The 23746-nt window shown below is 64.9% G+C and carries 21 protein-coding genes; 5 read left to right on the forward strand and 16 right to left on the reverse strand.

The window, feature by feature from the left end:
* Positions 1-3: 3 nt before the first annotated feature.
* Positions 4-312 carry a DnaJ family domain-containing protein gene (locus RA26_RS07635; RefSeq protein ID WP_039182240.1) on the forward strand — a complete coding sequence of 103 codons (309 nt, stop codon included), beginning with the start codon at positions 4-6 and terminating at the stop codon, positions 310-312.
* A 6-nt stretch (positions 313-318) separates the two neighbouring features.
* Here RA26_RS07635 and RA26_RS07640 read toward each other — a convergent pair whose 3' ends face one another.
* A complete protein-coding gene (locus tag RA26_RS07640; protein ID WP_039182243.1) occupies positions 319-2067 on the reverse strand; it encodes a tetratricopeptide repeat-containing sulfotransferase family protein in 1749 nt (582 codons plus the stop codon).
* Between the two features lie 89 nt (positions 2068-2156).
* Here RA26_RS07640 and RA26_RS07645 point away from each other — a divergent pair, with 89 nt between their 5' ends.
* On the forward strand, positions 2157-2846 hold the full coding sequence (locus RA26_RS07645) for an SOS response-associated peptidase (RefSeq protein ID WP_039182244.1): 690 nt from the start codon (positions 2157-2159) through the stop codon (positions 2844-2846).
* Between the two features lie 3 nt (positions 2847-2849).
* Here RA26_RS07645 and RA26_RS07650 read toward each other — a convergent pair whose 3' ends face one another.
* Positions 2850-3341 carry a MarR family winged helix-turn-helix transcriptional regulator gene (locus RA26_RS07650; RefSeq protein ID WP_039182246.1) on the reverse strand — a complete coding sequence of 164 codons (492 nt, stop codon included), beginning with the start codon at positions 3339-3341 and terminating at the stop codon, positions 2850-2852.
* A gap of 163 nt (positions 3342-3504) precedes the next feature.
* Here RA26_RS07650 and mnmH point away from each other — a divergent pair, with 163 nt between their 5' ends.
* A complete protein-coding gene (gene mnmH, locus RA26_RS07655; RefSeq protein ID WP_039182248.1) occupies positions 3505-4557 on the forward strand; it encodes a tRNA 2-selenouridine(34) synthase MnmH in 1053 nt (350 codons plus the stop codon).
* Positions 4558-4637: 80 nt separating this feature from the next.
* On the opposite strand, the gene selD is transcribed toward mnmH, so the two are convergent.
* From selD to RA26_RS22940, 8 genes are read right to left on the reverse strand one after another with little or no spacing between them, the layout of a single operon-like run.
* The gene (gene selD, locus RA26_RS07660; protein ID WP_039183333.1) at positions 4638-6800 is read right to left on the reverse strand and encodes a selenide, water dikinase SelD; all 2163 of its coding nucleotides are present in this window, start codon (positions 6798-6800) and stop codon (positions 4638-4640) included.
* Positions 6801-6831: 31 nt separating this feature from the next.
* On the reverse strand, positions 6832-7233 hold the full coding sequence (locus RA26_RS07665; protein ID WP_039152027.1) for a Na+/H+ antiporter subunit G: 402 nt from the start codon (positions 7231-7233) through the stop codon (positions 6832-6834).
* Between the two features lie 11 nt (positions 7234-7244).
* Positions 7245-7514 (reverse strand): K+/H+ antiporter subunit F, encoded by a 270-nt coding sequence (locus RA26_RS07670; RefSeq protein WP_019295814.1) that lies wholly within the window; start codon positions 7512-7514, stop codon positions 7245-7247.
* Entirely contained in the window at positions 7511-8008 is a 498-nt protein-coding gene (locus tag RA26_RS07675) for a Na+/H+ antiporter subunit E (RefSeq protein ID WP_039182251.1), read from the reverse strand. The genes RA26_RS07670 and RA26_RS07675 overlap by 4 nt, the downstream gene beginning before the upstream one ends.
* Positions 8005-9543, reverse strand: coding sequence for a monovalent cation/H+ antiporter subunit D (locus RA26_RS07680; protein ID WP_039182259.1), 1539 nt, complete (start codon positions 9541-9543; stop codon positions 8005-8007). Before RA26_RS07680 ends, RA26_RS07675 begins: the two co-directional genes overlap by 4 nt.
* Positions 9543-9896 carry a Na+/H+ antiporter subunit C gene (locus RA26_RS07685; RefSeq protein ID WP_039182262.1) on the reverse strand — a complete coding sequence of 118 codons (354 nt, stop codon included), beginning with the start codon at positions 9894-9896 and terminating at the stop codon, positions 9543-9545. Before RA26_RS07685 ends, RA26_RS07680 begins: the two co-directional genes overlap by 1 nt.
* A gap of 2 nt (positions 9897-9898) precedes the next feature.
* Positions 9899-12760 (reverse strand): monovalent cation/H+ antiporter subunit A, encoded by a 2862-nt coding sequence (locus tag RA26_RS07690; protein WP_039182266.1) that lies wholly within the window; start codon positions 12758-12760, stop codon positions 9899-9901.
* A gap of 44 nt (positions 12761-12804) precedes the next feature.
* Positions 12805-12972 (reverse strand): hypothetical protein, encoded by a 168-nt coding sequence (locus RA26_RS22940; RefSeq protein WP_193747599.1) that lies wholly within the window; start codon positions 12970-12972, stop codon positions 12805-12807.
* A 43-nt stretch (positions 12973-13015) separates the two neighbouring features.
* On the opposite strand from RA26_RS22940, the gene RA26_RS07695 reads away from it, so the two are divergent.
* Together RA26_RS07695 and RA26_RS07700 are read left to right on the forward strand one after the other, a co-directional pair.
* A complete protein-coding gene (locus RA26_RS07695) occupies positions 13016-13489 on the forward strand; it encodes a rhodanese-like domain-containing protein (protein WP_039182268.1) in 474 nt (157 codons plus the stop codon).
* Positions 13486-14331, forward strand: a complete 846-nt coding sequence (locus RA26_RS07700; RefSeq protein ID WP_039182271.1) for an alpha/beta hydrolase family esterase — start codon at positions 13486-13488, stop codon at positions 14329-14331. The genes RA26_RS07695 and RA26_RS07700 overlap by 4 nt, the downstream gene beginning before the upstream one ends.
* Positions 14332-14556: 225 nt before the next feature.
* On the opposite strand, the gene mdoH is transcribed toward RA26_RS07700, so the two are convergent.
* The 6 genes from mdoH to RA26_RS07730 all read right to left on the reverse strand — a co-directional run bounded on the left by mdoH (position 14557) and on the right by RA26_RS07730 (position 23643).
* Entirely contained in the window at positions 14557-16434 is a 1878-nt protein-coding gene (gene mdoH / locus RA26_RS07705) for a glucans biosynthesis glucosyltransferase MdoH (protein WP_039183335.1), read from the reverse strand.
* Positions 16431-17939: a glucan biosynthesis protein gene (locus RA26_RS07710; RefSeq protein WP_039182274.1), complete on the reverse strand. Its 1509-nt coding sequence runs from the start codon at positions 17937-17939 to the stop codon at positions 16431-16433. The genes mdoH and RA26_RS07710 overlap by 4 nt, the downstream gene beginning before the upstream one ends.
* Complete coding sequence (locus RA26_RS07715; RefSeq protein ID WP_039182277.1) at positions 17936-19198, reverse strand: OpgC family protein; 1263 nt, start codon at positions 19196-19198, stop codon at positions 17936-17938. The genes RA26_RS07710 and RA26_RS07715 overlap by 4 nt, the downstream gene beginning before the upstream one ends.
* Before the next feature lie 25 nt (positions 19199-19223).
* Positions 19224-20585 carry a tetratricopeptide repeat protein gene (locus RA26_RS07720; protein WP_039182280.1) on the reverse strand — a complete coding sequence of 454 codons (1362 nt, stop codon included), beginning with the start codon at positions 20583-20585 and terminating at the stop codon, positions 19224-19226.
* 258 nt (positions 20586-20843) lie between these two features.
* Positions 20844-22043, reverse strand: coding sequence for a CaiB/BaiF CoA transferase family protein (locus RA26_RS07725; protein ID WP_039182281.1), 1200 nt, complete (start codon positions 22041-22043; stop codon positions 20844-20846).
* Positions 22030-23643, reverse strand: coding sequence for a thiamine pyrophosphate-binding protein (locus RA26_RS07730; protein ID WP_039182284.1), 1614 nt, complete (start codon positions 23641-23643; stop codon positions 22030-22032). Before RA26_RS07730 ends, RA26_RS07725 begins: the two co-directional genes overlap by 14 nt.
* Between the last annotated feature and the right edge of the window lie 103 nt (positions 23644-23746).

Genomic DNA, 23746 nt, shown 5'->3' on the forward strand with positions numbered 1-23746 from the left:
CGCATGGACCACCCGCTGATCGACCTCATCAACGCCCGCATTGAAGCCGCCGAGAAAGACGGCGCCTTTGACAATCTGCAGGGCGCAGGCAAGCCGCTGCCCAAATGCGATGATCCGGAGAATGAACTGGTCAACCGGCTGATCCGCGAGAGCGGCGGGGTGCCGGAGTTTGTGAGCCTGTCGCGCGAGCTGCAGCGCCTGCGGACGGAGCTGCGCGAGGCCGGCGACCGCAGCCGCCGGCAGGAGATCCTGAAAGAGATGTCGATGATGGACGCGCGGATTGAGATCGCGCGCAAGGCCTATACCAAGTAGGCCCCGTTACCCTTTGATTTCGGGCCAGATTTCCGGGTCCAGCCCGTCGATGAACGGCGCCAGGACATCGGCGAATTTCACCCATTTGCCGATCGAGCGGGTGTGCGCCGTCTGCCTTACCTGGGTGTTCGACAGTGTCAGAACCTGGCCCTCGTGACGTTCCGGGTGGGCCATGTCTTCGACCCACTCCAGCCCGCAGAAGTCCGCCAGCTTGCGGCTTTCGCCCTCGATACCGGCAACGAAGTCTTCGTAGCGCAGATCATAGATCCGCCCCGGCATCACCTGCCGCCAGTGCTGCATCAGCTGGCCATAAAGATTGAAGCGGTGCGCCATCGCCTTGAGGTCGTAGGCATAGGTGAGCGAGCTGCCGGAGAAATAGCCGCGCCAGATCGACAGCGCCACATCGCGCGGATCGCGGCAAAGATGAACAAAGCGTGCATCCGGGTAGGCGGTGCCAAGGTAGCCCAGCAGGCGGTAGTTGTCGGGCATCTTGTCGACATAGGCTGCGGTGCCCTCGGGCATTTCAGGCAGGCGGCTGATGTCCTCCGCGACGAAGGTGCGGGCGGCCGCGGGCGTGAAGTCCTGATCCTTTTCGATAAAGGGATGCAGCAGGAAGGCCGGCACGCCGCGCTCGCCCAGCGGGAATACATCCGGGTGCAGGCCGATCACGGTTTCCGTGAGCGTTGTGCCGGAGCGCGGCATTCCTACCACGTAGATCGGGCGGGGGCCTTCCGGCGCAGTATCCGCCGGCGTGATCTGATCCGGGAAGGCGGCCATGATCCGGGTGAACTGGCGCTCGCTCTCTTCGTAATCATAGGGAGTCTGCGCGGCCATACAGGCGTTGGCCTCGTCGTTGTGGGCGGCGAAGGCGTCCTTGTCACCCTCCTGATCAGCGATCCGGGCCAGGGCAAAACTGACGTTGGCGCGGTCGAGCGAGCGGGGCGCGGCGGCTTTCAGCGCCTTTTGCGCAATCGGCAGCAGATCCGCGTTCTGCTCTCGGCTGCTGATGCGGGCCAGCATTTCAAGCACCTGGGTGTCCTTGGGGTCCAGCTCCATCAGCGCCAGGCACTGTTCGCGCGCGGCACCGCTTTCGCCGTTGGAGATCAGCTGGCTGGCCAGGCGGCGGCGGGCCTCGACGTTCTGGGGGGCCACGGCCACGGCTTTCCGGGCGGCCTCGGTGGCCTCGTCCTGGCGCATCAGGCGGGCCAGAAGCAGGCTGGCGCTCTGCAGTGCGTCGGCGTCATTGGGGTTCACCTTGATCGCGGCCTGATAATCGGCCAGCGTGGCCTTTTCATCGCCCAGCGTGTTCCAGGCGGTGGCGCGCAGCCGCAGCATCCGCGGCTGGCGCGGGTCGCGGGCCAGCGCCGCGGTGGCGGTTCCGATCGCGGCCTCGGCGTTGTTCATCACCAGATGCGCCTGCGCCTGCAGGTAAAGCGCCGCTTGATCGCCGGGCTGGTCCTTCAGCACCCGCTCCAGCAATTTCATCGCCGGTTCGCCCTGCTGCATGAACAGCAGCGTTTGCGCCAGGTTCTTGCGGGCGTCGTGAAATCCGGGGGCCAGCGCCAGCGCCTTCTTAAAGTAGGGGACTGCATCTCGGTGTTTGCCGAGGCCTGACAGGCAGATGCCGGCGATATTGGGGAAATCCGGGTGGCTTTTATACCGTTTCATGCCGCCCTTGGACTGTTTCAGCGCCTGTTTGAATTTGCCCTGGTTGAGAAAACCCAAGGCGGACTGGAGATCGTTCTGAAGAGTCATGAGGCCTATCTATCATCCTGTCGGGCGGCTGAAAATCAGGAGCCGCGGCAGGTTTTGCAAATGCGCCCCGGCCCGGGTTAGAAATCAGCATGTGCGGACGATTTGCCATAACCCTGCCCACGGATGCAATGGCGCAGCTGTTTGCGGCGCAGCCGGCAAATGATCTGCCAAAGACGCCGGATTTCAACGTCTGCCCGACGAACCCGGTGCACGTGGTTCAGACTGGTGATGCCGGGCGGCAGCTGGTCTCGATGCGCTGGGGGTTTCTGCCGCATTGGTACAAGAGCGAGACTGCCGGTCCGCTGCTGATCAACGCACGGGCCGAGACAATTGCGGAAAAACCCGCCTTTGCCGCCGCAGCCCGCGAGCGGCGCTGCCTGATCCCGGCCACCGGGTTTTATGAATGGACCAAGTCGGAGGAGGGCGCCCGGCTGCCCTGGTACATCTATCGCAGCGATGCGGCCCCGATCGCCTTTGCCGCCGTATGGCAAAGCTGGGGCGATGCTGATCCGGTCAAGACCTGCGCCATTGTCACCACGGCCGCCAATCAGGGGCTGTCTGGCATCCACCACCGGATGCCGCTGATCCTGGAACCCGGGGAGTGGGGCAAATGGCTGGGGGAGGAGGGCCATGGCGCCGCCCGGCTGATGCAGCCGGGGGCAGAGGGCGTGCTGGACTTCCACCGGGTGGATCCGGCGGTGAACTCCAACCGCGCCGAGGGGCCGGAGCTGATCGAGCCGTTCGGGGAGGAGGATATCCCGCGCGGGCAGCTGATCTGAAGGCTACTCGGCGGCGTGGCGGGCGGGCAGGTCGCGCTGCGGTGCGCGGCTGAGGTCGTTGCCTGCAAGTGTCGCCTTTTGCAGCAGCGCCACAAAGGTTTCCTGCTCGGCTTCCGTAAGGCCGGTCAGAATGCCGGGCTGGGACGCCCGCACGATGGGCAGGATGTGTTCCAGCAGGGCCTCGCCGTCTTGGGTCAGGCTGACCTCGCGGGCACGGCGGTCGGCCTTGGAGACGCATCGCTGCACCAGCCCCTTGTCCACCAGCCGGTCCACCACTTTGCCCAGAGTCGCGCGATCATAGGCGATGAGGCCTGCAACCGAGGCCTGGTCGATGCCAGGATGGCGGTGGATGGCGGCCATTGCAGCGAACTGAACGGGCGTCAGATCTATGCCTTCAGCTGCCATGCGGTCCATGAACTGGGCGACGGAAATCTGGTGCAACCGCCGGATCAGGTGGCCGGGCAGGGTGTGGATGTCCAACGGGTCAGTGGTCATGGCCTTTCGGGTCCTTGGCGGTCTGGTTCCCGGCAGAGCGCGCGGGCGTGATCTGTTCGCGAGGAATGCCATAGCGCCCTGTGCGCAATGCGCGCAAGACTTATCGCCGCGGCGGCGGCATTTGCGGCTTTTCCTTGCGCATGGAGCGCGGTAGGCATGGGCCATGGCGCTGAAATTCACCTCATTGCAAGAGTTCTACGCGCACGGGTTCGACACCGTGATCGACGTGCGCAGCCCGGCGGAATATGCCGAGGATCATGTGCCGGGAGCGATCAGCCTGCCGGTGCTGAACAACGAGGAGCGGGCTGAGGTCGGCACCATCTATGTGCAGGACAGCCCGTTCAAGGCGCGCAAGTTGGGCGCGGCCTTGGTGTTCCGCAACGCGGCGAATCACATCGAACAGCGTCTGAGCCACCACGAGGGCGGCTGGAAGCCGCTGGTTTATTGCTGGCGCGGCGGCCAGCGGTCGGGCTCCTTCACCTGGATGCTGCAGCAGATCGGCTGGCGCGCAGAGGTGGTGGAGGGCGGCTATCAGAGCTACCGCCGTCTGGTGAATGCGGCGCTCTATCAATCCGCGCTGCCGCACCGGCTGGTGGCGCTGGACGGCTATACCGGCTCCGCCAAGACCGAGGTGCTGAAGCGCGCCGGTGACCTGGGGGTGCAGGTGCTGGACCTGGAGGGGCTGGCCAACCATCGCGGTTCGCTGCTGGGCGATATGCCGACACCGCAGCCCTCGCAGAAGGGGTTTGAGTCCGCTCTGGCGGGGGCGCTCATGAAGCTCGATCCCGCCCGCCCGGTGCTGGTGGAGGCGGAATCCAGCAAGATCGGCCAGCGGATCATTCCGCCTGCAGTCTGGGACGCGATGAAGCAAGCCTTGCGGATCGAACTGCAGGTGCCGGTGGCGGCGCGCTGCCGCTACTTGGTGGATGCCTATGACGATATCCTGTCGGATACGGACAAGCTGCGCGGCAAGCTGGGCGCCCTGCGCGCGCACCGCTCCGGCGCGGTGGTGGACGGCTGGTTTGCCAGCATCGAGGCAGGCGACAAGGCTGCTTTGACCGAAGCGCTGATGGTGGAGCATTACGACCCCGCCTACCGCAAGTCCCGCGCAGCTATTGGCGCGGAGGTCGCCGCCACGGTCGAAGCCGATACGCTGGATGAAGCAGGCCTGAATGCCGCCGCAGTGCAGGTGGCGGAAGTCATGTCCGGTCTCTGACAGAAGCTCTCCCGCCCGTCGCCGGGGCCTCTGCGCGGCCCCGCTCCCGTTGGGCGTGGCGCCGCGCTGGCGCGCGGCGGTCAGGCGCTGAGGGTGATCTTACCGGAAATTTCCGTGATCCTGCCGATGAGGGCGGCCGGGTATCCGGCTGCGGTGAGTTTCACCAGCAGTTCATCTGCCTGACCGGGGGACACAGCTGCCAGCAGGCCGCCGGCGGTTTGCGGGTCGAACAGCAGGTCCTGCCAGCCGGTTGTCGTCAGCTCCGGCAGGGCGGCCTGGTTGGAGGGAAACAGTGTGGAGCGGATGCCGCGGTCCGCAAGTTCCGCCGCACCTTGCATCAGGGGGATCTTGCCGGCGGACAGCTCTGCCCCGGTGCGGGACGCTTCGCAGATGCCCAGCAGATGGCCCAGGAGGCCGAAGCCAGTGACGTCGGTCATCGCGTGGGCGTCCTGCAGGATGCGGGCGGCGGTGCCCTGCGGCTGGCTCATCTGCTCCAGCGCAGCCGCCACCCAGTCTCCCTTGGCTTCGCCGGCCATCTCTGCGGCCATCAGAACGCCGGAGCCGAGGGGCTTGGTCAGGATCAGCGCATCGCCGGGTAGCGCGCCGGCGAGGGTGATTGCAGGGCGGCGGCAAAGGCCGGTGACGGTGAAGCCGATGGTCAGCTCATCCCCCAGCGAGGTATGGCCGCCGATGATAGCGGCGCCGGCGTTTTGCATGACGGCAGAGGCGGCATCCATGATCTCTGCCAGGGTGCGGGCCTGCAGGGCGGGGGACATGCGCGGCAGGATCAGGTTGGCGGTGGCGGCCTGCGGTTCCGCCCCCATCGCCCAGATGTCGCCAAGCGCGTGGACTGCGGCGATGCGGGTCATCAGCACCGGGTCATTGGTGAAGCTGCGCAGGTGATCGGTACTTATCACCTGTTTGACGTTGCCGGTGGTCAGCAGCGCCGCGTCGTCGCCGGGCAGCGGTGTGATGTCGTCGCGGTCCGTGCTAGAAATTCCTGCAAGCGTGCCGAGCAGCGCGTCGCGCCCGACCTTGGCGCCGCAGCCGCCGCACATGGGCTTGTCCCCCAGTGCCTGCTCCATATCGAGGGTGTGTTCGGCGGGCAGGTCCGGTGCATCCATGGCGGGCAGGTCGCGGAATTTTTCCATGAAGGCCTGATCGATCCTGTCCTTCCATGTCCACATCAGTGGGCTAGAGAGGGTAGTGCCGAAACGCTCGCCAAGCGCCTCCCTTGAGCCCATGGAGATCAGTTTCAGGTAGTCCTTCTGAGGTTTGTAGCTGCGCAGCGGATCGCCGGTCATCAGGGCGCGCAGGTTGTGGTAGAGCACCGGCGCCTGGCGCACAGCGTAGACGCCGGCCTTGGGGCGCGGGGCGAACTCCATATGGGCGCAGTCGCCGGTGGCAAAGACCTGCGGATCAGAGGTTTGCAAGGTTTCACCGACACGGATGAAACCGTCGTTCAGGTCCAATCCGCTGTCCGCCAGCCAGCCATAGGGGCGGGCGCCCGCGGCGCCAGTGGTGAAATCCGAGAGGATCTCCCGCCCGTCCTGCAGCGTGATGTAGCCGTCTTCGATACGTTCTATCGCTGCGTTTTCCTCGAGCCGCACGCCCTGTTCGACCAAGGCGCGGCGCAGGGTCTGGCGGGCCTTTTCGCCGATTGCGCGTAAGGCCTGGTCACTGTCGATCAGCGTTGCTTGAGCGAGGCGGCCGCAGGACTTGAGGGCATAGGCCATCGCGAGGATCAGCTCCACCCCGGCGACGCCTCCGCCGATCACCGCGACATGGGCGGGGCCATCGCCGTCGCGAAAGGCAGCCCAGCGGGCGGCGAAGCGGCCCAGCGGCTTGGCCGGGATGCCGTGGTCCGCAAAGCCCGGCAGGTCCGGCATGGCGGAGGTGATGCCGATGTCGATGGAGGCGGCGTCATAGGCAATCGGCGGGCGGCCCGGCACATGCACCAGCCGGGCGGCGGTGTCGATATGTTCTGCCGCGCCCAGCACCACGCGGGCGCCGGCAAAACGGGCGAGGCGCACGAGGTCAATGTCCAGCTCATCCCGCTGGTAATGGCCTGCCACAAAGCCGGGCAGCATGCCGGAATAGGGCGCGGTTGGGCCGGGGTTGATCACCGTCAGCCTGGCGCCGGGCAGGGGCTTCATGCCCCATTTGCGCAAGACCAGCGCGTGGGTGTGGCCGCCGCCCACCAGAACCAGGTCACGGGTCAGCGGCAGGCGGGAGGTGTCGATCACGGGTCAGGCCTTCCTGAGTGCTGTGCGGTTAGTCTTCGGCGGGCGGCGTCTGTTCCGCGCTGCGGCGTTCCTCATCCTCGGGCGTGTCATGGGTGGCCCAGTGATCGTCGCCGCCGGCCTCTGGCATGGTATCGCGGGTTTCCTGCCGGTGGATGTGCACCTTGGCAATGAAATTTGCCGTGATCGGTGCGGTCAGGAACAGGAACAGCGTGATCATCAGTTCATGGTAGGAGAAGTATTTCTCAAACGCAGCTGCGTGCAGCATGGAGGCCAAGAGCACGCCACCGACGCCAAGGGTCGTGGCCTTGGTCGGGGCGTGCAGGCGGGACATCTGGTCGTTCAGCTTGATCAGCCCAAAGGAGCCGACAATGCCGAAGATGCCGGCGGTTACCAGGAAGGCGGCGACGAGGAATTCAAACAGGGTTTCCATCTTTCTGCCCCTTACTCGATGATGTTGCCGCGCAGGATGAAGCGCGCGTAGGCCACGGTGGAGACAAAGCCGAGCATCGCGATGATCATTGCGGCCTCAAAGAAGATCTCAGTTCCCAGCGCCATGCCGTAAAGCACCATCAGGGCGATGGCGTTGATGAACATGGTGTCGAGCGCCAGGATGCGGTCGGCCACATCGGGGGCGGTGACGACCTTCCAGAGGTTCATCAGCATGGCGAGCGCGAAACAGGCGAAGGCGAAGGTGGCAGCGCTTTCGATCATTCGAAAATCTCCATCAGCCGGCGCTCGTAGCGCTGTTTGATTTCATCCCGCACCGCGTCGGGGTTGGGGGCATCGAGGCAGTGGACCAGCAGGGCGTGGCCCTCATCCGAGACGTCCGCCGAAAGGGTGCCGGGCGTCATGGTGATGGTGCCGGCAAGGGCGGTGATTGCTTCCGGCGTTTTCAGGTCCAGCGGGATGGTGATCCAGTTGGGGCGCCGGTCGGCGTTGGGTTTGAACAGCACGATGCGGGCGACGATGATGTTGGCCTGCACGATGTCCAGCAGCACAACCAGGATGTATTCCGCGATCTTGAACGGGCGGCGAAGGTTGGGCCGGTTGGGCCAGAAGGGTTGGGTCACGAAGGGGATCACCACCCCCAGCAGGAAGCCGAAGACCAAGGAGTTCAGCGACCAGCGGTTCACCATCAGCAGCCAGGTGAGGGTCAGCAGAAGGGTGAGAAACGGGTGCGGGAACAGCCGCCAGATCAGTTTCATTCCGCGGTCCTCCCCAAAACGGTGTCGATATAGGCCGACGGCGCATAGAGCTGCGCGGCCGTTGCCTCAGCATAGCGGGTGGCGGGACCTGCAAAGACAGTGAGCGCCACCAGGCCGCCAAGGAGGCCGAAGCAGGCCACGAAGGGCAGCTGTGCCGGCTGGGCGGGCAATGTGTCAACGGGCGGCTCTGCGCTGGTGTCCGTATCCTCAGGTGTCAGGCCGTGGCCTTTCCAGAACAGGAGCGAGCCTGCACGCGCCATGCCGATGATGGTGACAAGCGAGCCGATCAGGATGATACCCCAGATCCAGGGCGCCAGCGCGGCGCCGCGGGTGGCGTCCAGCACCAGCAGTTTGCCCAGGAAGCCCGACAGCGGCGGCATCCCCGCCAATGCGATTGCGGCGGCAAAGAACAGGGCCGAGATCAGTCCGGTCTGCGGCATCGGCAGCTGCGGCAGGATCCACTGGCCTTGACGCTCCATCACCAGGTCGGCGACCAGGAACAACAGCGCCGCTGCCAGGGTGGAATGCACCAGGTAGTAAAGCGCAGCCGCGGCGGCGGTCTGGGTGAACAAGGAGATCGCGATCAAGAGCGTGCCCATGGAGGCGATGGCGCCGAAGGCCGCGAGGCGGCCCAGCTTCTTTGAGCCGAGGACACCGATGGCGCCGGCGCCGAGGGTCAAGAGGGCCGCGGGCAGCAGCCAGCTTTCGGTCAAGCCTGCGGTGGCTTCGACCTCGGGGCCGAAGACCAGCGTATAGATGCGCAGGATCGAATAGGCGCCGACCTTGGTCATGATGGCAAAGAGCGCCGCCACCGGCATCGGCGCGTTGGCATAGGCCGAAGGCAGCCAGAAATGCAGCGGCAGGAGGGATGCCTTGATGGCAAATACCAGCAGAAGCATCACCGCGCCGACACGCAGGAGGGCGGTGTCCTCTGCCGGGATCTGGGCGACCTTCACGGCGAGGTCGGCCATGTTCAGGGTGCCGGTGACGGAATAGAGCGTGCCGAGCGCAAACAGGAACAGGGTGGAGCCCAGGAGGTTGAACACCACATACTGCACGCCTGCCTGAAACCTCCGGGTGCCGCCGGAATGGATCATCAGCCCGTAGGAGGCGATGAGCAGCACTTCGAAGAAGACAAACAGATTAAAGGCGTCGCCGGTCAGGAAGGCGCCCATGATGCCCATCAGCTGGAACTGGAACAGCGCGTGGAAGTTACTGCCGCGGGTGTCCCATCCGGAACCGATGGCATAGAGCAGCACCGGCAGGGCCAGGAGCGAGGTCAGCACAATCATCATCGCCGACAGCCGGTCCAGCACCAGGACGATGCCGAAGGGCGCGGGCCAGTCGCCCAGTTCGTAGACTTTGACGGTGCCATCGGCGGCCTGTGCGGCCAGCGCCAGGGTGACGCCTGCCAGCAGCACCGCGCTGGCCAGCGAGAAGATCCGCTGCAGGTCCAGGTGGTGGCGCAGCACCATGATGATGAAGGGCGCAACAAGGGCGGGCAGAACCACCGGTGCGATCAGCAGGTGTTCCATCATGCCTCCTCCTCGGCGCCGTCTGCCTCAACCGGCATTGCGGTAGCGTCGTCACGGGACGACAGATACGCCCCCAGCGCGATCATCACCACCACGGCGGTCATGCCGAAGGAGATCACGATTGCGGTCAGCACCAGCGCCTGCGGCAGCGGATCAGTATAGGCGACCTCCTCATACTTGTTGAGGATCGGCGGCGCGCCGGTGACCAGCCTGCCGGTGGCAAACAGGAACACGTTGACCGCATAGGTCAGGAGCGACAGGCCCAGAATCACCGGGAAGCTGCGGCGGCGCAGGATCAGGTAGACACCGGCCGCCGTCAGGATGCCCACGGCAGAGGCAACGAGAAGTTCCATGGTTATCCCTCCGTCCCGGTCTTGGCCGCTTCGTCGCGTGCCGGGTTGATGTCCATTGCGTGTTCGGAACTGATGCCCGGCTGCCAGGCGAAGCGCGACAGGCTTTCCAGCGCCAGCAGCACCGCGCCGACCACGGCCAGGAAGACGCCGAGGTCAAACAGCGCGGCGGTGGCCCATTCGAACTCTTCCAGCGGCGGCCAGTGCAGGTAGCCGAAATCGCTGGTCAGGAACGGCTTGCCGTTGAACCAGGCGCCCATGCCGGTGGCGGCGGCGATCAGCACGCCTGAGCCGATGATGGCATGGTAGGGGTAGCGCTGCCGTTCGGTCGCCCAGGCAAAGCCGGAGGCCATGTACTGCATGATGATGGCGATTGCTGCGACCAGGCCTGCGATGAAGCCGCCGCCCGGCAGGTTGTGGCCGCGGAAGAAGATATAGGCGGCGACCATCAGCGCCAGCGGCATCATCACCCGGGTTGCTACCACCATCATCAGCGGATGGGCGTCGCCTGCCTGCGGCAGGTCGGGCTTGCGGTTCAGGAGATAGGCGCGGACCTTGGAGTTCAGCACCGCCTCGGTCAGGGCAAAGATTACCATTGCGGCGATGCCCAGCACGATGATCTCGCCAAAGGTGTCATAGCCGCGGAAGTCGACCAGGATCACGTTCACCACATTGGTGCCACCGCCGCCCTTGTAGGAATTGGCGAGGTGGAAGTCCGAGATCGTCGGGAAGGCAAAGTCGCGCATCAGGAGGGCATAGATTAGCCCGCCGGCACCCAGGCCCGCCACCACCGCAATTGCCCCGTCGCGGAAGCGGGTGAGGGCCGGGGTCTCGACCGGGGTTTCCTTGGGCATGAAATTCAAGGCCAGCAGCATCAGGATGATGGTGACCACCTCAACCGAGATCTGGGTCAGCGCCAGGTCGGGGGCGGAGAGGTAGTTGAAGGACATCGAGACCACCAGGCCCACCACGCCGATCAGCACCAGCGACAGCAGGCGGTTGCGGTGCTTGGCAACGATGAAGAGGGTTGCGACCACCAGTGCAAACCAGCCGACAACCGGCAGCGCGCCCGGTTCCTGCAGCTGGCGGGTTTCAGCCCCCAATGTGCCGCCGAGGTAAGCGAAATAGCTGATGGCAACGGTGAAGGTGATCATGATCGCCGCGTAACGGGTCAGGACACCGTTGTGCAGGCCTTCGGTCACGGATTGGCTGATACGGGTGAGAGCGCCGATCAGGGCTTCGAAAATGGTCTTGGCCTCTGGCCGCGGCAGGGCGTTCCAGCCCCGCTGAAGGGGCTTGTGCAACGCCAGCAGGGTCAGGCCGCCGATGGTGGCGGCGACCGACATGTAGAGCGCCGGGGTCAGCCCGTGCCAGAGCTTGAGCGAGTAATATGGCAGCTCGCCGCCGCCAATGACGGCGCCGGCGGCAGTGGCGACCATCGGGCCGGCGATCTTGGCCGAGGCGAGGCCGATCAGCACCACCAGCAGCACCAGGAAGGCCGGGCCGATCCACATGCCAGTGTTTGGGTCATGCGGGTGGGCGGGGTAATCCTCGCGCTTTTGCCCGAGGAAGACATGGGAGATGAAGCGGAAGGAATAGGCAGCTGAGAACAGCGCCGCCACAGTTGCCAGGGCGGGCACGATCAGATGCGAGCCGTTCCAGATGGTATGGGCGGTTTCCTCCAGCATCATCTCTTTGGAGAGGAAGCCATTGAGGGGCGGGATGCCTGCCATCGACAGCGCCGCCACCGTGCCGATGGTGAAGGTCACCGGCATCAGGTGGCGCAAGCCGCCAAGGCGTTTGATGTCACGGGTGCCCGCCTCATGGTCGACGATGCCCGCGGTCATGAACAGCGCCGCCTTGAAAGTAGCGTGGTTGATGATGTGGAATACTGCGGCCACCGCGGCGATCTTGGTGCCAAAGCCCAAGAGCATGGTGATCAGGCCCAGGTGGCTGACGGTGGAGAAGGCCAGCAGAGCCTTGAGGTCATCCTTGAAGAGCGCGATTACCGCGCCGATCAGCATGGTGACAAGGCCGGTGGTGGCAACGATGTAGAACCACTCCGGCGTGCCGGCCAGCACCGGCCACAGGCGGGCCATCAGGAACAGCCCGGCCTTTACCATGGTGGCGGAGTGCAGATAGGCCGAGACCGGTGTCGGGGCGGCCATGGCGTGGGGCAGCCAGAAGTGGAACGGGAATTGCGCCGATTTGGTGAAGGCGCCCAAGAGGATCAGGATCAGTGCGGGCAGGTAGAGATCCGATGATTGGATCGCTTCCTTGTTCTGGAGAATGACGCTGAGATCATAGGAGCCCGCGATGTGGCCCAGCATCAGCATGCCGGCGATCATCGCCAGCCCGCCGGAACCGGTGACGGTCAGCGCCATGCGGGCGCCCTGACGGCCCTCGGGCAGGTGCTTCCAATAGCCAATCAGCAGGAAGGAGCTGAGTGAGGTCAGTTCCCAGAACACCAGAAGCAGCAGGATGTTGTCGGACAGAACGATGCCCACCATCGCGCCCTGGAACAGCAGAAGGTAGCTGTAGAACTGGCCCATCGGGTCTTCGCGCGACAGGTAGTAACGGGCATAGAGGATGATCAGGAGGCCGATGCCCAGGATCATTGCGGCAAACAGGAAACCAAGGCCATCAAGGAAGAAATGCGCGTTAAGGCCAAGGGCGGGCAGCCAGTCCACCGCGGCAAAAACCGTCTCGCCGCGGAACACGGCGGGGATGTGCAGCATCAGCCCGATGAAAGCGAGCAGGGTGGTCAGCCCGGCAGCGGAGGCGGCCGCATTGCGTCCGGCGCGGATCAATAGCGCGGGAAAGACGGCTCCGATAAAGGGCAGGGCCGCAATCAGGAAAAGGGACACGTGCAAGTCTCCTGTCGGGTTGGCGCGTCGTTTTTGGACCAGTGCTAAGCAATTTTGTTGCTCAGAACCACCCCCGCCGCCCCGATTGCGGCGGGAATGCCGCAGCCAAAGGCAGAGTGAATACGCTCGTTACGGGCATAATTGGGCAGCAGGCGCGCAATAACAAGAACTTGACCGGCGGATTTTGCCTGTTTCTGGTGATCAATGGCCATCGGGCTGCTAGACCGGTGAGGAACAAGCGGCAGCGGAGGCAGGATGGCAGACGTGGAACCAGGGAACCCGAAGCTCACCCGGCGGCTGATGCTGCTGGGAGGCACCGCGGCGGCGGCTGGTTTTGGCTTCTGGTGGCAGCGCCGCCAGCCGCCCGATCACGCCCACCCGCGGCTGACAGCGGCGGAGGCTTATGCGCAGGCGCAGGCAGGCGAGATTACCCTGGTGGATATCCGCACGCCTCAGGAGTGGCGCGCATCGGGTGTGCCTGTCGGCAGCCACCAGATTGACATGCGGCGGGAGGATTTCATTGCAGCCTTGCAGGCGGTGGCCGGGCCGGATCCGTCGGTGCCGGTGGCGCTGATCTGCGCCCGAGGGGTGCGGTCGGCGCGGGTGACGCTGATGCTGGCGGAGGCTGGCTATACCCATGTGATCGATGTTCCGGAGGGGATGCTGGGCTCAGCCGCCGGGCCGGGATGGATCGCGGGCAACCTGCCGGTGGCGCGGTGGAACGGATGAAGCGGGGGCTGAGAAACGCAGTGGCTGCCGCGATGCTGGCTGCCGCCTGGGGGAATGCAGCCTCCGCAGGATGCGGGAAGGAGCAGGACGCCTGCAGTGTGGAGGAAGGTGCGTATCATATCGTTCTGCCGGACCAGAAAACTGCAGCGAGCGCCGTGCCGGTGGTGATGTTTCTGCACGGTTATGGCGGCAGCGGCGGCAGTGTTCTGCGCAACAAGGATATGATCGAGGGGCTGACGCAGCGCGGCTATGCGGTGATTGCGCCGGAGGGGCAGAGGCGGGGCGGCAGCGGCCCGCAGTCCTGGGGTTTCGGCCCCTTCACCGGGGGGCGGGACGAGGGCGCCTTCTTTGCCGCGGTGCTGGCGGATGCGGCAGAGCGGTTCGGCACATCCCGTTCGCAGACGGTGCTGGCCGGTTTCTCGGCCGGTGCCTTCATGGTGCATTACCTGGCCTGCCGCGACCCGGCTGCCTTTGCCGCCTATGCGCCGGTTTCCGGCGCCTTCTGGCGGCCGCAGCCGGAGCGCTGCGCAGGGCCGCTGCGGCTGTTGCAGGTTCATGGCTGGCGCGACGAGGTGGTGCCGCTGGAGGGGCGCGTCCTGGGCGGAGGCCGGTTTGAGCAGGGCGATGTCTTTGCCGCATTGGAAGTTTGGCGGGAAGCCAACGCTTGCACCTTTCATGCGCCGGACAGGGCGTGGAGCACCGGGGGCCTCATGCGCCGCCGCTGGGACTGCGGGCCGGGGGCGGATATTGAACTGGTGCTGTTTGACGGCGGCCATATGGTGCCCAAGGGCTGGGCAGGGCTGATGGCGGAGTGGTTCGAGGATCAGCCCGCGGTGCGCTGAAGCTGGCGGCGAGGCGTGCCGCGGCGGCCTCCCGCCCCTTTGACCTGTAAATCAAAAAATTCCGGCAAAGCGTTGGGCCTGGCAGCGCGCCCTTCCGGGCGCGCTGCGTTTGCATTTGGCACCAACCGCGCCGCGCATCAGCGCGGCGCCGGGCCCAAGGCTGCCAAGGTGAACCGGCAACAGCCGGGGCATCCTGCGGGCGCGGGAGTTCCTTGTTTGCGGCGTCTACTCTGCAGGGGTTCCGCGGGCGTTGCTGCCGTCAAGCAGGGCTTTCAGGTCGGCGCGGGCGGCACGGGCGGCGCGGGTGATCTGGGGTTCGGTGAACTCCTCCCGCGTGGCCATCCAATTGCGGATGCGGTTCACGGTCTTGACACCGGAGAGAGCCGAGAGCGGCACCGCCAGCACCAGCGACAGGGCGATAGGCGCCAGCCACAGCGACACGGTTCCGGTCAGGATCCCGGCCCAGAGCGCAACACCGCTGACGGTTTCCAGCGCGTGGCAGGCGGCCAGCGTTCGCAGCGAGTAGCTGCCGCCGTCGCGCGCCTGAGGTGCCCAGCCGCGCTGGAGACCAAGGGCGGTGCGGAACACCGCGATCATCTGCTGCACCATCAGGATCGGCGCATAGAGGATGGCCAGCACCACCTCGGATACAAAGGACAGCGCGAAATGCACCGGGCCGCCGTATTCGGAAAACCGGCTGCCGGTCAACGGCAGCGCCATTGCGGCCAGCATCTTGGGCGCCAGCAGCATGGCGTAGATCAGAATGATCACCAGCACATGCTTGGGTTCGGACATGTCGGGCCAGCTGGGGCGGAAGGGGTTGGCTTCGCTGAAGTAGCTGATCACGGACGCCTCTTCGCTGCGGCCGATCACCGCCCAGAGAACCAACAGCGCAAACCAGACCGGCGCCATGAGGTAACCGATCGCGCCTGCAAACAGGTGGAAGCGGGAGATTGCGCGGAAGCCTTTGGCGTGCAGCAGGTTCAGATGCTGCAGGTTGCCCTGGCACCAGCGGCGGTCTCGCAGGATGTGGTCGATCAGGGTGGCGGGCGTTTCCTCATAGGAACCGCGGATGCGGGGCAGGAAGCGCACCGACCAGCCGGCCCGGCGCAAGAGGCCTGCCTCGACGAAATCGTGGCTCATGATCAGCTTCTCGCCGCCGCCGAAGCGCGAGCGCAGCAGCGGCAGGCCGGCGCATGCGGCAAAGGCACGGGTGCGGATGATGGCGTTGTGGCCCCAGTAGTTGCCCTCGTGCCCTGCCCAGCGGGCCAGGCCCTCGGCCAGCGCGAGCCCATAGACGCCGTTGGCAAACTGCTGCATGCGGCCAAAGACTGACTGGGCGCCGATCAGCTGCGGGTAGCTCTGGATCAGGCCGGCGCCGGGGTCGCGGGCCAGCGCATCGGCCAGCCGGGCGATGGCGCGGCCGGTCATCAGGCTGTCGGCGTCCAGCACCAGCATCGCCTCATAGCCTGCGCCCCAGCGGCGCACCCAGTCGGAGATATTGCCGACCTTGCGGCCCTCGTTGTCGTCGCGGCGGCGGTAGTAAAGCTCAGTGCCTTCCGGAAGCATGGTGCGAAGCGCCTCGACGCTGGCGCGTTCCTGCGCGGCAATGGCGTCGTCGCGGGTGTCCGACAGGATGAACATTGCGTACTCGTGCAGGCCGCCGCGGCCGTGCAGTTCCTGCAGCATGGTCTGGGCGTTGCCCAGCACATACCAGGGCACCTCGTTGTAGACCGGCATCAGGAGCGCCACCTTCATCGGGCGCGCAGCGCCGCGGGTGGCGGTGCGCTCGCGGCGCGAGAGGCTGTAGAGGCCCAAGAGCACGGTGGAGACGGTGAAGGCGATCCAGAAGAAGTTGAAGGCGATCAGCGCCAGCAGGATCGTCTCCAGCACCGAGAAGCCGCCATCGGTGAACCAGCCGCCCATGACCCAGGTCAGGACACCGGTTGCGGCCATCGCAGGCGAAAACGCCAGCAGGCGCCAGAGTGCCACCTGACGCGGCGCGGCGGCGCCTGGGGCTTCAGCATCACGGAAGTCCTTGCTGAAGTCCTGTTCCGGCATCGCCAAGGGCTGTTCCGGGGGCATCAGATCACATGCGGTCATGCGGTCCACCTGTAAAGCCAGACCTCGGAAGCGGGGTTGCCGTCTTTCCTGAGCTGGGCGCGAAATTCGATGTGATCCCGGTCTTCGGGATCGAAGTAGAAAGCGAGGCGCATGCCGCCCGTTTCCGGGTTGCGCTGCAGCACGCCGTCGCTGGCGGCCACATGGGGAGAGTGGATGTGAACGTCAAGATCCTCCGGATCGCCGTCGAGCAGCGGGTGCGAATCGAAGTCGATGGTGATGATCCGGCCCGGCCCGCCGAAGATGCGGGCGCCCTCGGCGGTGGACAGCACACGCGGCAGGGGCAGGGACGGTTCGCTGCCCCAGGTGAGGCGGTAGTCGAGCCTGATTTCGCTTCCCTTTGCATAGGGCTCACGCGGGCGCCAGTAGGCGACGATGTTGTCGTAAATTTCCTTGTCCGCGGGGATTTCCACCAGGGTAACGGCACCTTTGCCCCAGTCCTGCTTGGGTTCGACCCACAGGCAGGGGCGTTTGTGGTAAAAGGCTTCGAGGTCGTTGAAGTCCGACAGCTTGCGGGCGCGTTGCATCAGACCGAAGCCGCGCGGGTTTTCGTCAACGAAGGACGATACTTGCAGGCGTTTCGGGTTGGAGAGCGGCCGCCACAGGGTTTCGCCATTGCCGTTCTGCACCAGCAGGCCGTCGGTGTCGTGCACCGCCGGGCGGAAATCGTCGAAGTCGTGGCGGTTCTTGGCGTCGAACAGGAACATCGAGGTAAGCGGTGCAAGTCCTGCGTGGGTCAGGTCTTCGCGGGCAAACAGCGTTGCCTCCACATCCATCACGGCGCTGCTGCCGGGAGTGATGGTAAAGCGGTAGGCGCCGGTGACGGAGGGCGAGTCCATCAGCGCATGCACCACCACGTGGCGCTGGCCGGGGGCGGGGGCCTCCAGCCAGAATTCTATGAACTCGGGGAACTCCTCGCCTTCGGGGTCGGCGGTCTTGAGCGCCAGGCCGCGGGCCGACTGACCGTAGGCGTTGCCGGTGCCGATGGCGCGGAAGTAGCTGGCGCCCTGGAAGACGCAGAATTCGGTCTTCTTGCCGGGTTCGGACTGCTCAGTGCGCAGGCGCAGGCCGGAGTAGCCCAGGTCGCCTTCGGTGGTCAGATCGGGGGCTTTGTCGGACTTGTCGAAGAGCGACAGGTCGAAGGGCACCCGGGCAGACAATCCGTTTGCCACGGTGTTGATCTGGATGGCGCGCGGGAAATAGAGGCCGGGCAGGAAGAAATCGACGTTGTAGCTGCGGTCTGTCCCGGCCCAAAGCGCATCCTTGGTGCGGAACCAGCGGGCCTTGTAATCATCATAGGACTGATCCAGCCAGTCCTTCGGCACGGTGGGGCGTTCCGCATAATCCGCGGCGGCCAGGGCGCGGGCCTTGGCAACCACGATGTCGCGGGTGAACGGCACGGCCTCGCTGGCCGTGCCGGGCAGTGCTGCCAGGGCGGTGCTGCCCAATGCAGCAGCCAGGAATGTGCGGCGGGTAAAAAAGCTCATCGCTTGGCTCTCCAAGGTTGCGACTTGAACCAAGCTGCGGTGTAAGCGCAGACAATGATTAGGAAAAAGCCAACCAGGTTGGCGAATGCCGTGGTCATAACCGCGCGGTCGGTCTGGTCAAGCGCAAAGCCGATGAAACGGGCCAGAGCCATCGAAAAAACAAACACCGCAAGCGATTGCTGGCCGACCTTGGTGATCAGCTTCAGCAAAACCGCCCAGATGCGCGCAGCCAGCGAATGGCCGGTGGCAATGAGCCGCTTGCCGCCGGCGCCCGCAGCCACCCAGCCCAGATAAGCCAGCGAGAGGAAATGGGCATAGCGCAGCAGGCCGAAGTCGGTCTTCTCGCGCCACTCCGCGGTGATCTCCCAGGTGGGGCGGATCAGGCTGGCCAGATCTTTGTTCGCCGCTTCCACCCACAGGAAGACTTTCCAGGAGCCGAAGGGGGCGGAGAGGATCAGGAATGCGGCGGCCAGGATCACCAGCGCCTTGGAGACCGGCGGTGCAGGCAGCCAGCCTTTCATGAAGGCAAAGCCGGTGAAGAACAGCAGCTGCCAGCCGAGCGGGTTGAAAAACCATTCACGCTCCGACCAGGGTTCCGCCGTGAAGGAGATGCCGTCCGGGCCCAGGCCGATCATGTAGGGGTTGGCGGTGAGCCAGATCAGGATGCTGGCGGCAGCCACGGACCACAGGCCTACCTTCTCCAGCCCCATCATCAGCGGCATCAGCAGCAGAACCACAAGGTACATCGGCAGGATGTCGAAGTAGTTCGGCACATAGGTAAGGGTGAAGAGCCCGGTGAGCTGCTGCACCGTGTTGGTGAAGAACCAGTGCAGGTTCAAAGACCCAATGTAGCTCTTGTCGAAGCCTCCGTAGAGATCCAGCATCGCCATCGAGGCGGCGAGGAAGAAGAAGAGGCCGATGTGGGCCCAGTAGACCTGCCAGCAGCGGAACACGACCCGAGCGGTGCCCAGCCACCAGCCTTGCTTGGCATATAAGCTGCCAAAAGCGATGGCCGAGGCCATGCCTGAGCAGAAGACAAAGATCTCGGTTGCGTCGGAGAAGCCGAAGCGGGCTGGGATCCAGCTGGCCCAGCGGTTGCCCGGGACATGCGCCACCAGGATGATGAACATCGCGATGCCGCGGTAGAAGTCGAGCCGCGGGTCGCGGACGCGCGGCTGGGCCGCCTGCGGCGGGGGCGCTGCACGATTGGCAGCACTGGGGTCTTTCTGAGGCCCGGGGAAGGGCGCAACGCTGGACATGGGTCGTTTTGGTCCTTGAAGGGTCTTATTCGGCGGGAACGCTTGCGGCGTCGGGAGAGTTCCGGCCCTGGGCGATCAGAGCGCGCCGGGCCAGGGCGTAATTGTCCTCGGTGCCGCCGCGCTTGACGCGGCGGTCATCAAGGATTGCTTCAGCTTCGTCAAGACGTCCTGCACGCAGGCCCGAGTCGATGGTTATCCGTTCGAAAACATCGCGTTGCGCGTGGCTGCCGCCGGCCAGCTGCAGCGTGGCGCGGGCTGTGGATAAATTCTCGAATGCAGCCTTATAATTACCGTCTCCGAAGGCTTCCAGCCCGTCTGCGGCGGCGCATCCGGGGGCTGCCATCCGCTCTTTCGCCTCGCTGCCGCCGGCGCTGGCATCGGCGTGAATCCGCTGAACCAGTTTGTGCGCGTCTTCCTTGCGGTGGCCGGTCAGAGCCAGGAGGTAGTGCAGATCGGCGAAAATGAGGCTGCCGTCCTCAGTCCGGCTGGCGCAGAGATTCGCCAGCTCCTCCCAGCGGGCACCGACACTGACGCCTTCAAGCTCCAGCCGCATCAAAAGCGAGGTTGCGTTGGAGATGTCGCGGTAGTCATCGGTTTTGTCCTTGCGGACCTCGGTATCATAGAGCGCAATGGCCTCGTCCATCTGGCCAAGGTCCAGATGCATCAGCGCCTTGTGCCACCAGACGTGGTAGCGGAAGTTGTTGCAATGGGCCCAGGCCTCCTCGCGGCCATGCAGCCATTCCAGCCCGGCCGCTGCGTTGCCGGTCATATCGTGGACATGGGCAACGGCGTGCAGCCCCCAGGCATCGTCCGGTGCCATCCACAGTGCCTGGCGTCCGGCGTTGGCGGCGCGTTCGTATTCGCCGGTTTCCTCCAACGCAAAGGAGTGGCAGCCCAAGAGGTAGCCGCGGCCTGCGTGATCCGGGTCATAGCTTGGCAGTACCCGTTCGATGGAAGCACGCATGCCAGCGGGGTCACCCATGATGAAACGGATGCCGTGGCTCAGTTTCATGGCCAGCGTGTCCTGTGGAAAGACGTCCAGCACTTCCTCCATCCGCTGGATGGCCAGGCTGGGAAGGCCGGCAAGCCAGTTCTCCAGCGCGTCGACGTATTTCCGTTCGCGGGGCAGGGCGGCCTCATAGACCGCCTTGGCGTCCCGCAGCGCCTCGCGCGCAGTCGGCAGCAGTTCGCTGCGCCCAAGCATCAGCAGCGACAATCCCTTGATGGCATGTGCCAGGGCAAATTCCGGTGACGCCTTGAGCACCACGCCAAGATGATCTGCGGTGACGGCGGCATGGGCCAGAACCCCCAGCTGCACGGCGTTCCAACTCTGCAGTGCGGTGGTGTCAGTCAGGCTGCTCTCCTGGCCGAAAATATCAAGCATCATGGGGGTCCAATCTTTGTCAAATGAAGCGCGGGTTCCTGTCCCGATGGAGAGTAGATCATCGTAACGGTCCGGGCGAACCCCGCTCGCGGTTTGGTGATGGGCTGTGTGCACTCAGCTTTGAAATTCGCCGGATGTGTAGGATTTTCCGGGAAAATTCTGCAAGAGACCTAGGCTGAAAACTAAAAAAACACCGCCGGTTTGGCGGTGTTTTGCCGGAAATTGTAACACTTGGCGGAATGCTGCCGCGGATTTCGGCGGTTAGGCTGACCCGAAGGGGGCATCTGAGCCCAGAATCTCCTCAGTGCCCTCGCCGCACTGGGGCGGCGCATGGCGGTATGTGACTGGCGTGCGAGAGAAATTCAGAGGGTTGCCCAGCAGCTTTACCGGACCTGCTTCGGTCTCCATGCCGATTGCCATGTTCCGTGCTGCGACCTGACCAGTGGCAAACAGGGTGTCCAGGGTCTGCACTGGGCCAGCTGGGACTTTGCGGGCTTCCATGGCGTCCAGAACTTCATCCGTGGTGAAACGCTGCACCGAAGGTATCAGCACGTTGTTCAGGGCGTCGCGGTATTGCAGACGGGCCGGGTTTGTGGCGAAGCGGGGGTCTTCCGCCAGGCCCTCGAGCTTCAGGAATTCCATGAAGCGCCGGAACTGGCTGTCGTTGCCCACGGCCAGGATCACATGGCCGTTGGAGGTTTCATAGACGCCATAAGGCATAATGCTAGGATGTTCGTTGCCGCGGCGCTTGGGGTTCTGGCCGGTGTTCAGATAGGCCACGCCCTCGTTGATCAGCCAGGCGATCTGGGCGTCGACCAGTGCCAGATCGATCTGCTGGCCTTCGCCGGTTTTCCCGCGGTGGTGAAGGGCCGAAAGGATGCCGATGCAGGCATACATGCCGCACATCACATCGGCGATACCGACGCCTGCCTTCATCGGCTGGCCGTCCGGTTCTCCGGTCAGCGACATGATGCCGCCGAAGCCCTGGGCCATGATGTCATAGCCGGGCTTGTGGCTGTTGGGGCCGGTCTGGCCGTATCCCGAAATGGAGCAGTAGATCAGGGCGGGGAGATCGTCCTTGAGGCTGGCATAGTCCAGTCCGTATTTCGCCAGCCCGCCGGGTTTGAAATTCTCTATCAGGATATCGGCCTCTGCCGCCAGGCGCCGGATGGCCTGCTGGCCTTCTTCTGTTGCGATATCAATGGCAACGGAGCGCTTGTTGCGGTTGGCGGCCATGAAATAGGCGGATAGGTCTGATTGCTGCCCGTCCGCATCCACCACATAGGGCGGCCCCCATTGGCGGGTGTCGTCGCCGCCGGTCTTGGGGTTTTCCACCTTGATCACCGTGGCGCCGAGGTCGCCCAGGAGCTGGGTGCAGGTCGGGCCTGCCAGAATGCGGGAGAGGTCCAGTACCTTGACGCCCTTCAGCGCGCCGTGGGGGAGCATGTCAGATGCGGCCATCGTAGCCTCCGCGGTCGATCACAGTCGAGATGACGGTGAAGGTGTCTGCTGTCAGCGCGTCCTGCAGGGCTGCGCGTAATGCGGCGCGGTTGGTGACTGTCATGCCGTTGCCGCCAAAGGCCCGGCCCATCGCGGCAAAATCATGCGCGGCGAAGTCCACACCGCCATTGGCAAGCTGGCGCTGGCGCTGTTTCAGTTCGATCAGGGCAAGGCTGGCATCGGCGAAGACCACAAAGATGGGGGCCACGCCCAGTTCCGCGGCGGTGGCAAGCTCGCCAGCGACCATCAGAAAACCTGCATCGCCGGAGAAGCTGACCACGGGCCTGTCCGGCTGCGCCAGCTTGCGTCCGACGGCCATTGGCACCGCGCAGCCCATGGTGCAGAGGCCGGACGATTGGATCAGCCCGCGCGGTTCGGAACACTCCCACATCTGGCTCAGCAGAATACGGTGGGCCCCGCTGTCGGCAGTGGCGAGGGTTTCCGGCGGCAGGGTCGCGCGGCATTCTGCGATGACGCCGGCCGGGCCCCAGTCCTGATCCTGCGGGAAGGCGACTGCCAGCGCGGATTTGACTTCAGCCGGGCGGTTGTTTGTCCAGGTTTCGCGCGGGGAAGTACCGTCTGACAGGGCCACCAGCGTGGGGGCGATGGCGGTGAGGAAGTTGAGGCCTGCTTGATGCATGTAATGGGTGTTCGCCTCAGGCGCGATGTCGATGACGTTCTGAGTTTCCACGTTCCAGGCATTGCGCCAGCCAGGGCGCATCTCAATCGGGTCATAGCCGATGGAGAGCACCAGATCGGCCTCGCGCACCATGGGCAGCAGGTGCTTGTCGGCCAGCGGCGAGAGGCCTGCGCCACCCAGACAGAGGGGGTGGTCTTCTGGAAGGATGCCCTTGGCCTTGTATGTGGTGACGAACGGGATCTGGTGCTTTTCGACAAAGGCGCGGATTGCGGGGCCTGCATTCTCTTGCAGCGCGTCGAGGCCAATCACCGCTACCGGACGCTTGGCTGCTGTCAGCCAGGAACGCGCCTGCGCCAGTGCTTCTCCGCTTGGCGCGCTGGCACTTGCAAGCGCGCGGCGGATGCCGCGGTCCCTGGCCGGCGTATCTGCTACCGATATTGGCACGTCGATATGCACCGGCCCGTTGCGCGGCTCAGTTGCGATGGCAACTGCCTTGTCTGCGATCAGGTCCGCAGCGTCCGGGTCCAGACGGAAGGTGGCCTTGGTAATGGGTGTGAAGACCGCGCGGTGGTCGAGCACCTGATGGGTGTAACTCTGTTCCTCCGCTGCATCGACGCAGCCGGTCAGCACCAGCATCGGCACCCGGTCCTGATGGGCGTTGGCCACCACATTGATGCCGTTCAGCGCGCCGGGGCCGAGGGTGGCGACCAGGATGACCGGAGCGCCATCGGAATGATGCACGCCTTCGCCCATGAAGCCGGCGCAGTTTTCATGCTTGGCCAGGTGAAACGCGATGCCTGCCTTGGTCAGCGCATCCACCAGGGTCAGCACCTCGCCGCCGGGCATTCCGAAGGCATGGCGGCAGCCTGCCTCGTAGAGCCGCCGGGCCAGAACATCGGCTGTGCGTGAAGGTTCCGTCATCTTGTCCGTCCAATCCGTTGATTTGGCGCCAGATTGCCAAGGCTGCACCCGCGCGCAAGCCCTCTCACGCTAGTGTGAGAAATGCTGCGGCGGATTTTGGCGC

Origin of the sequence: Leisingera sp. ANG-M7 (genome assembly GCF_000813965.1) — a bacterium.
Classification (GTDB): Bacteria; Pseudomonadota; Alphaproteobacteria; order Rhodobacterales; family Rhodobacteraceae; genus Leisingera.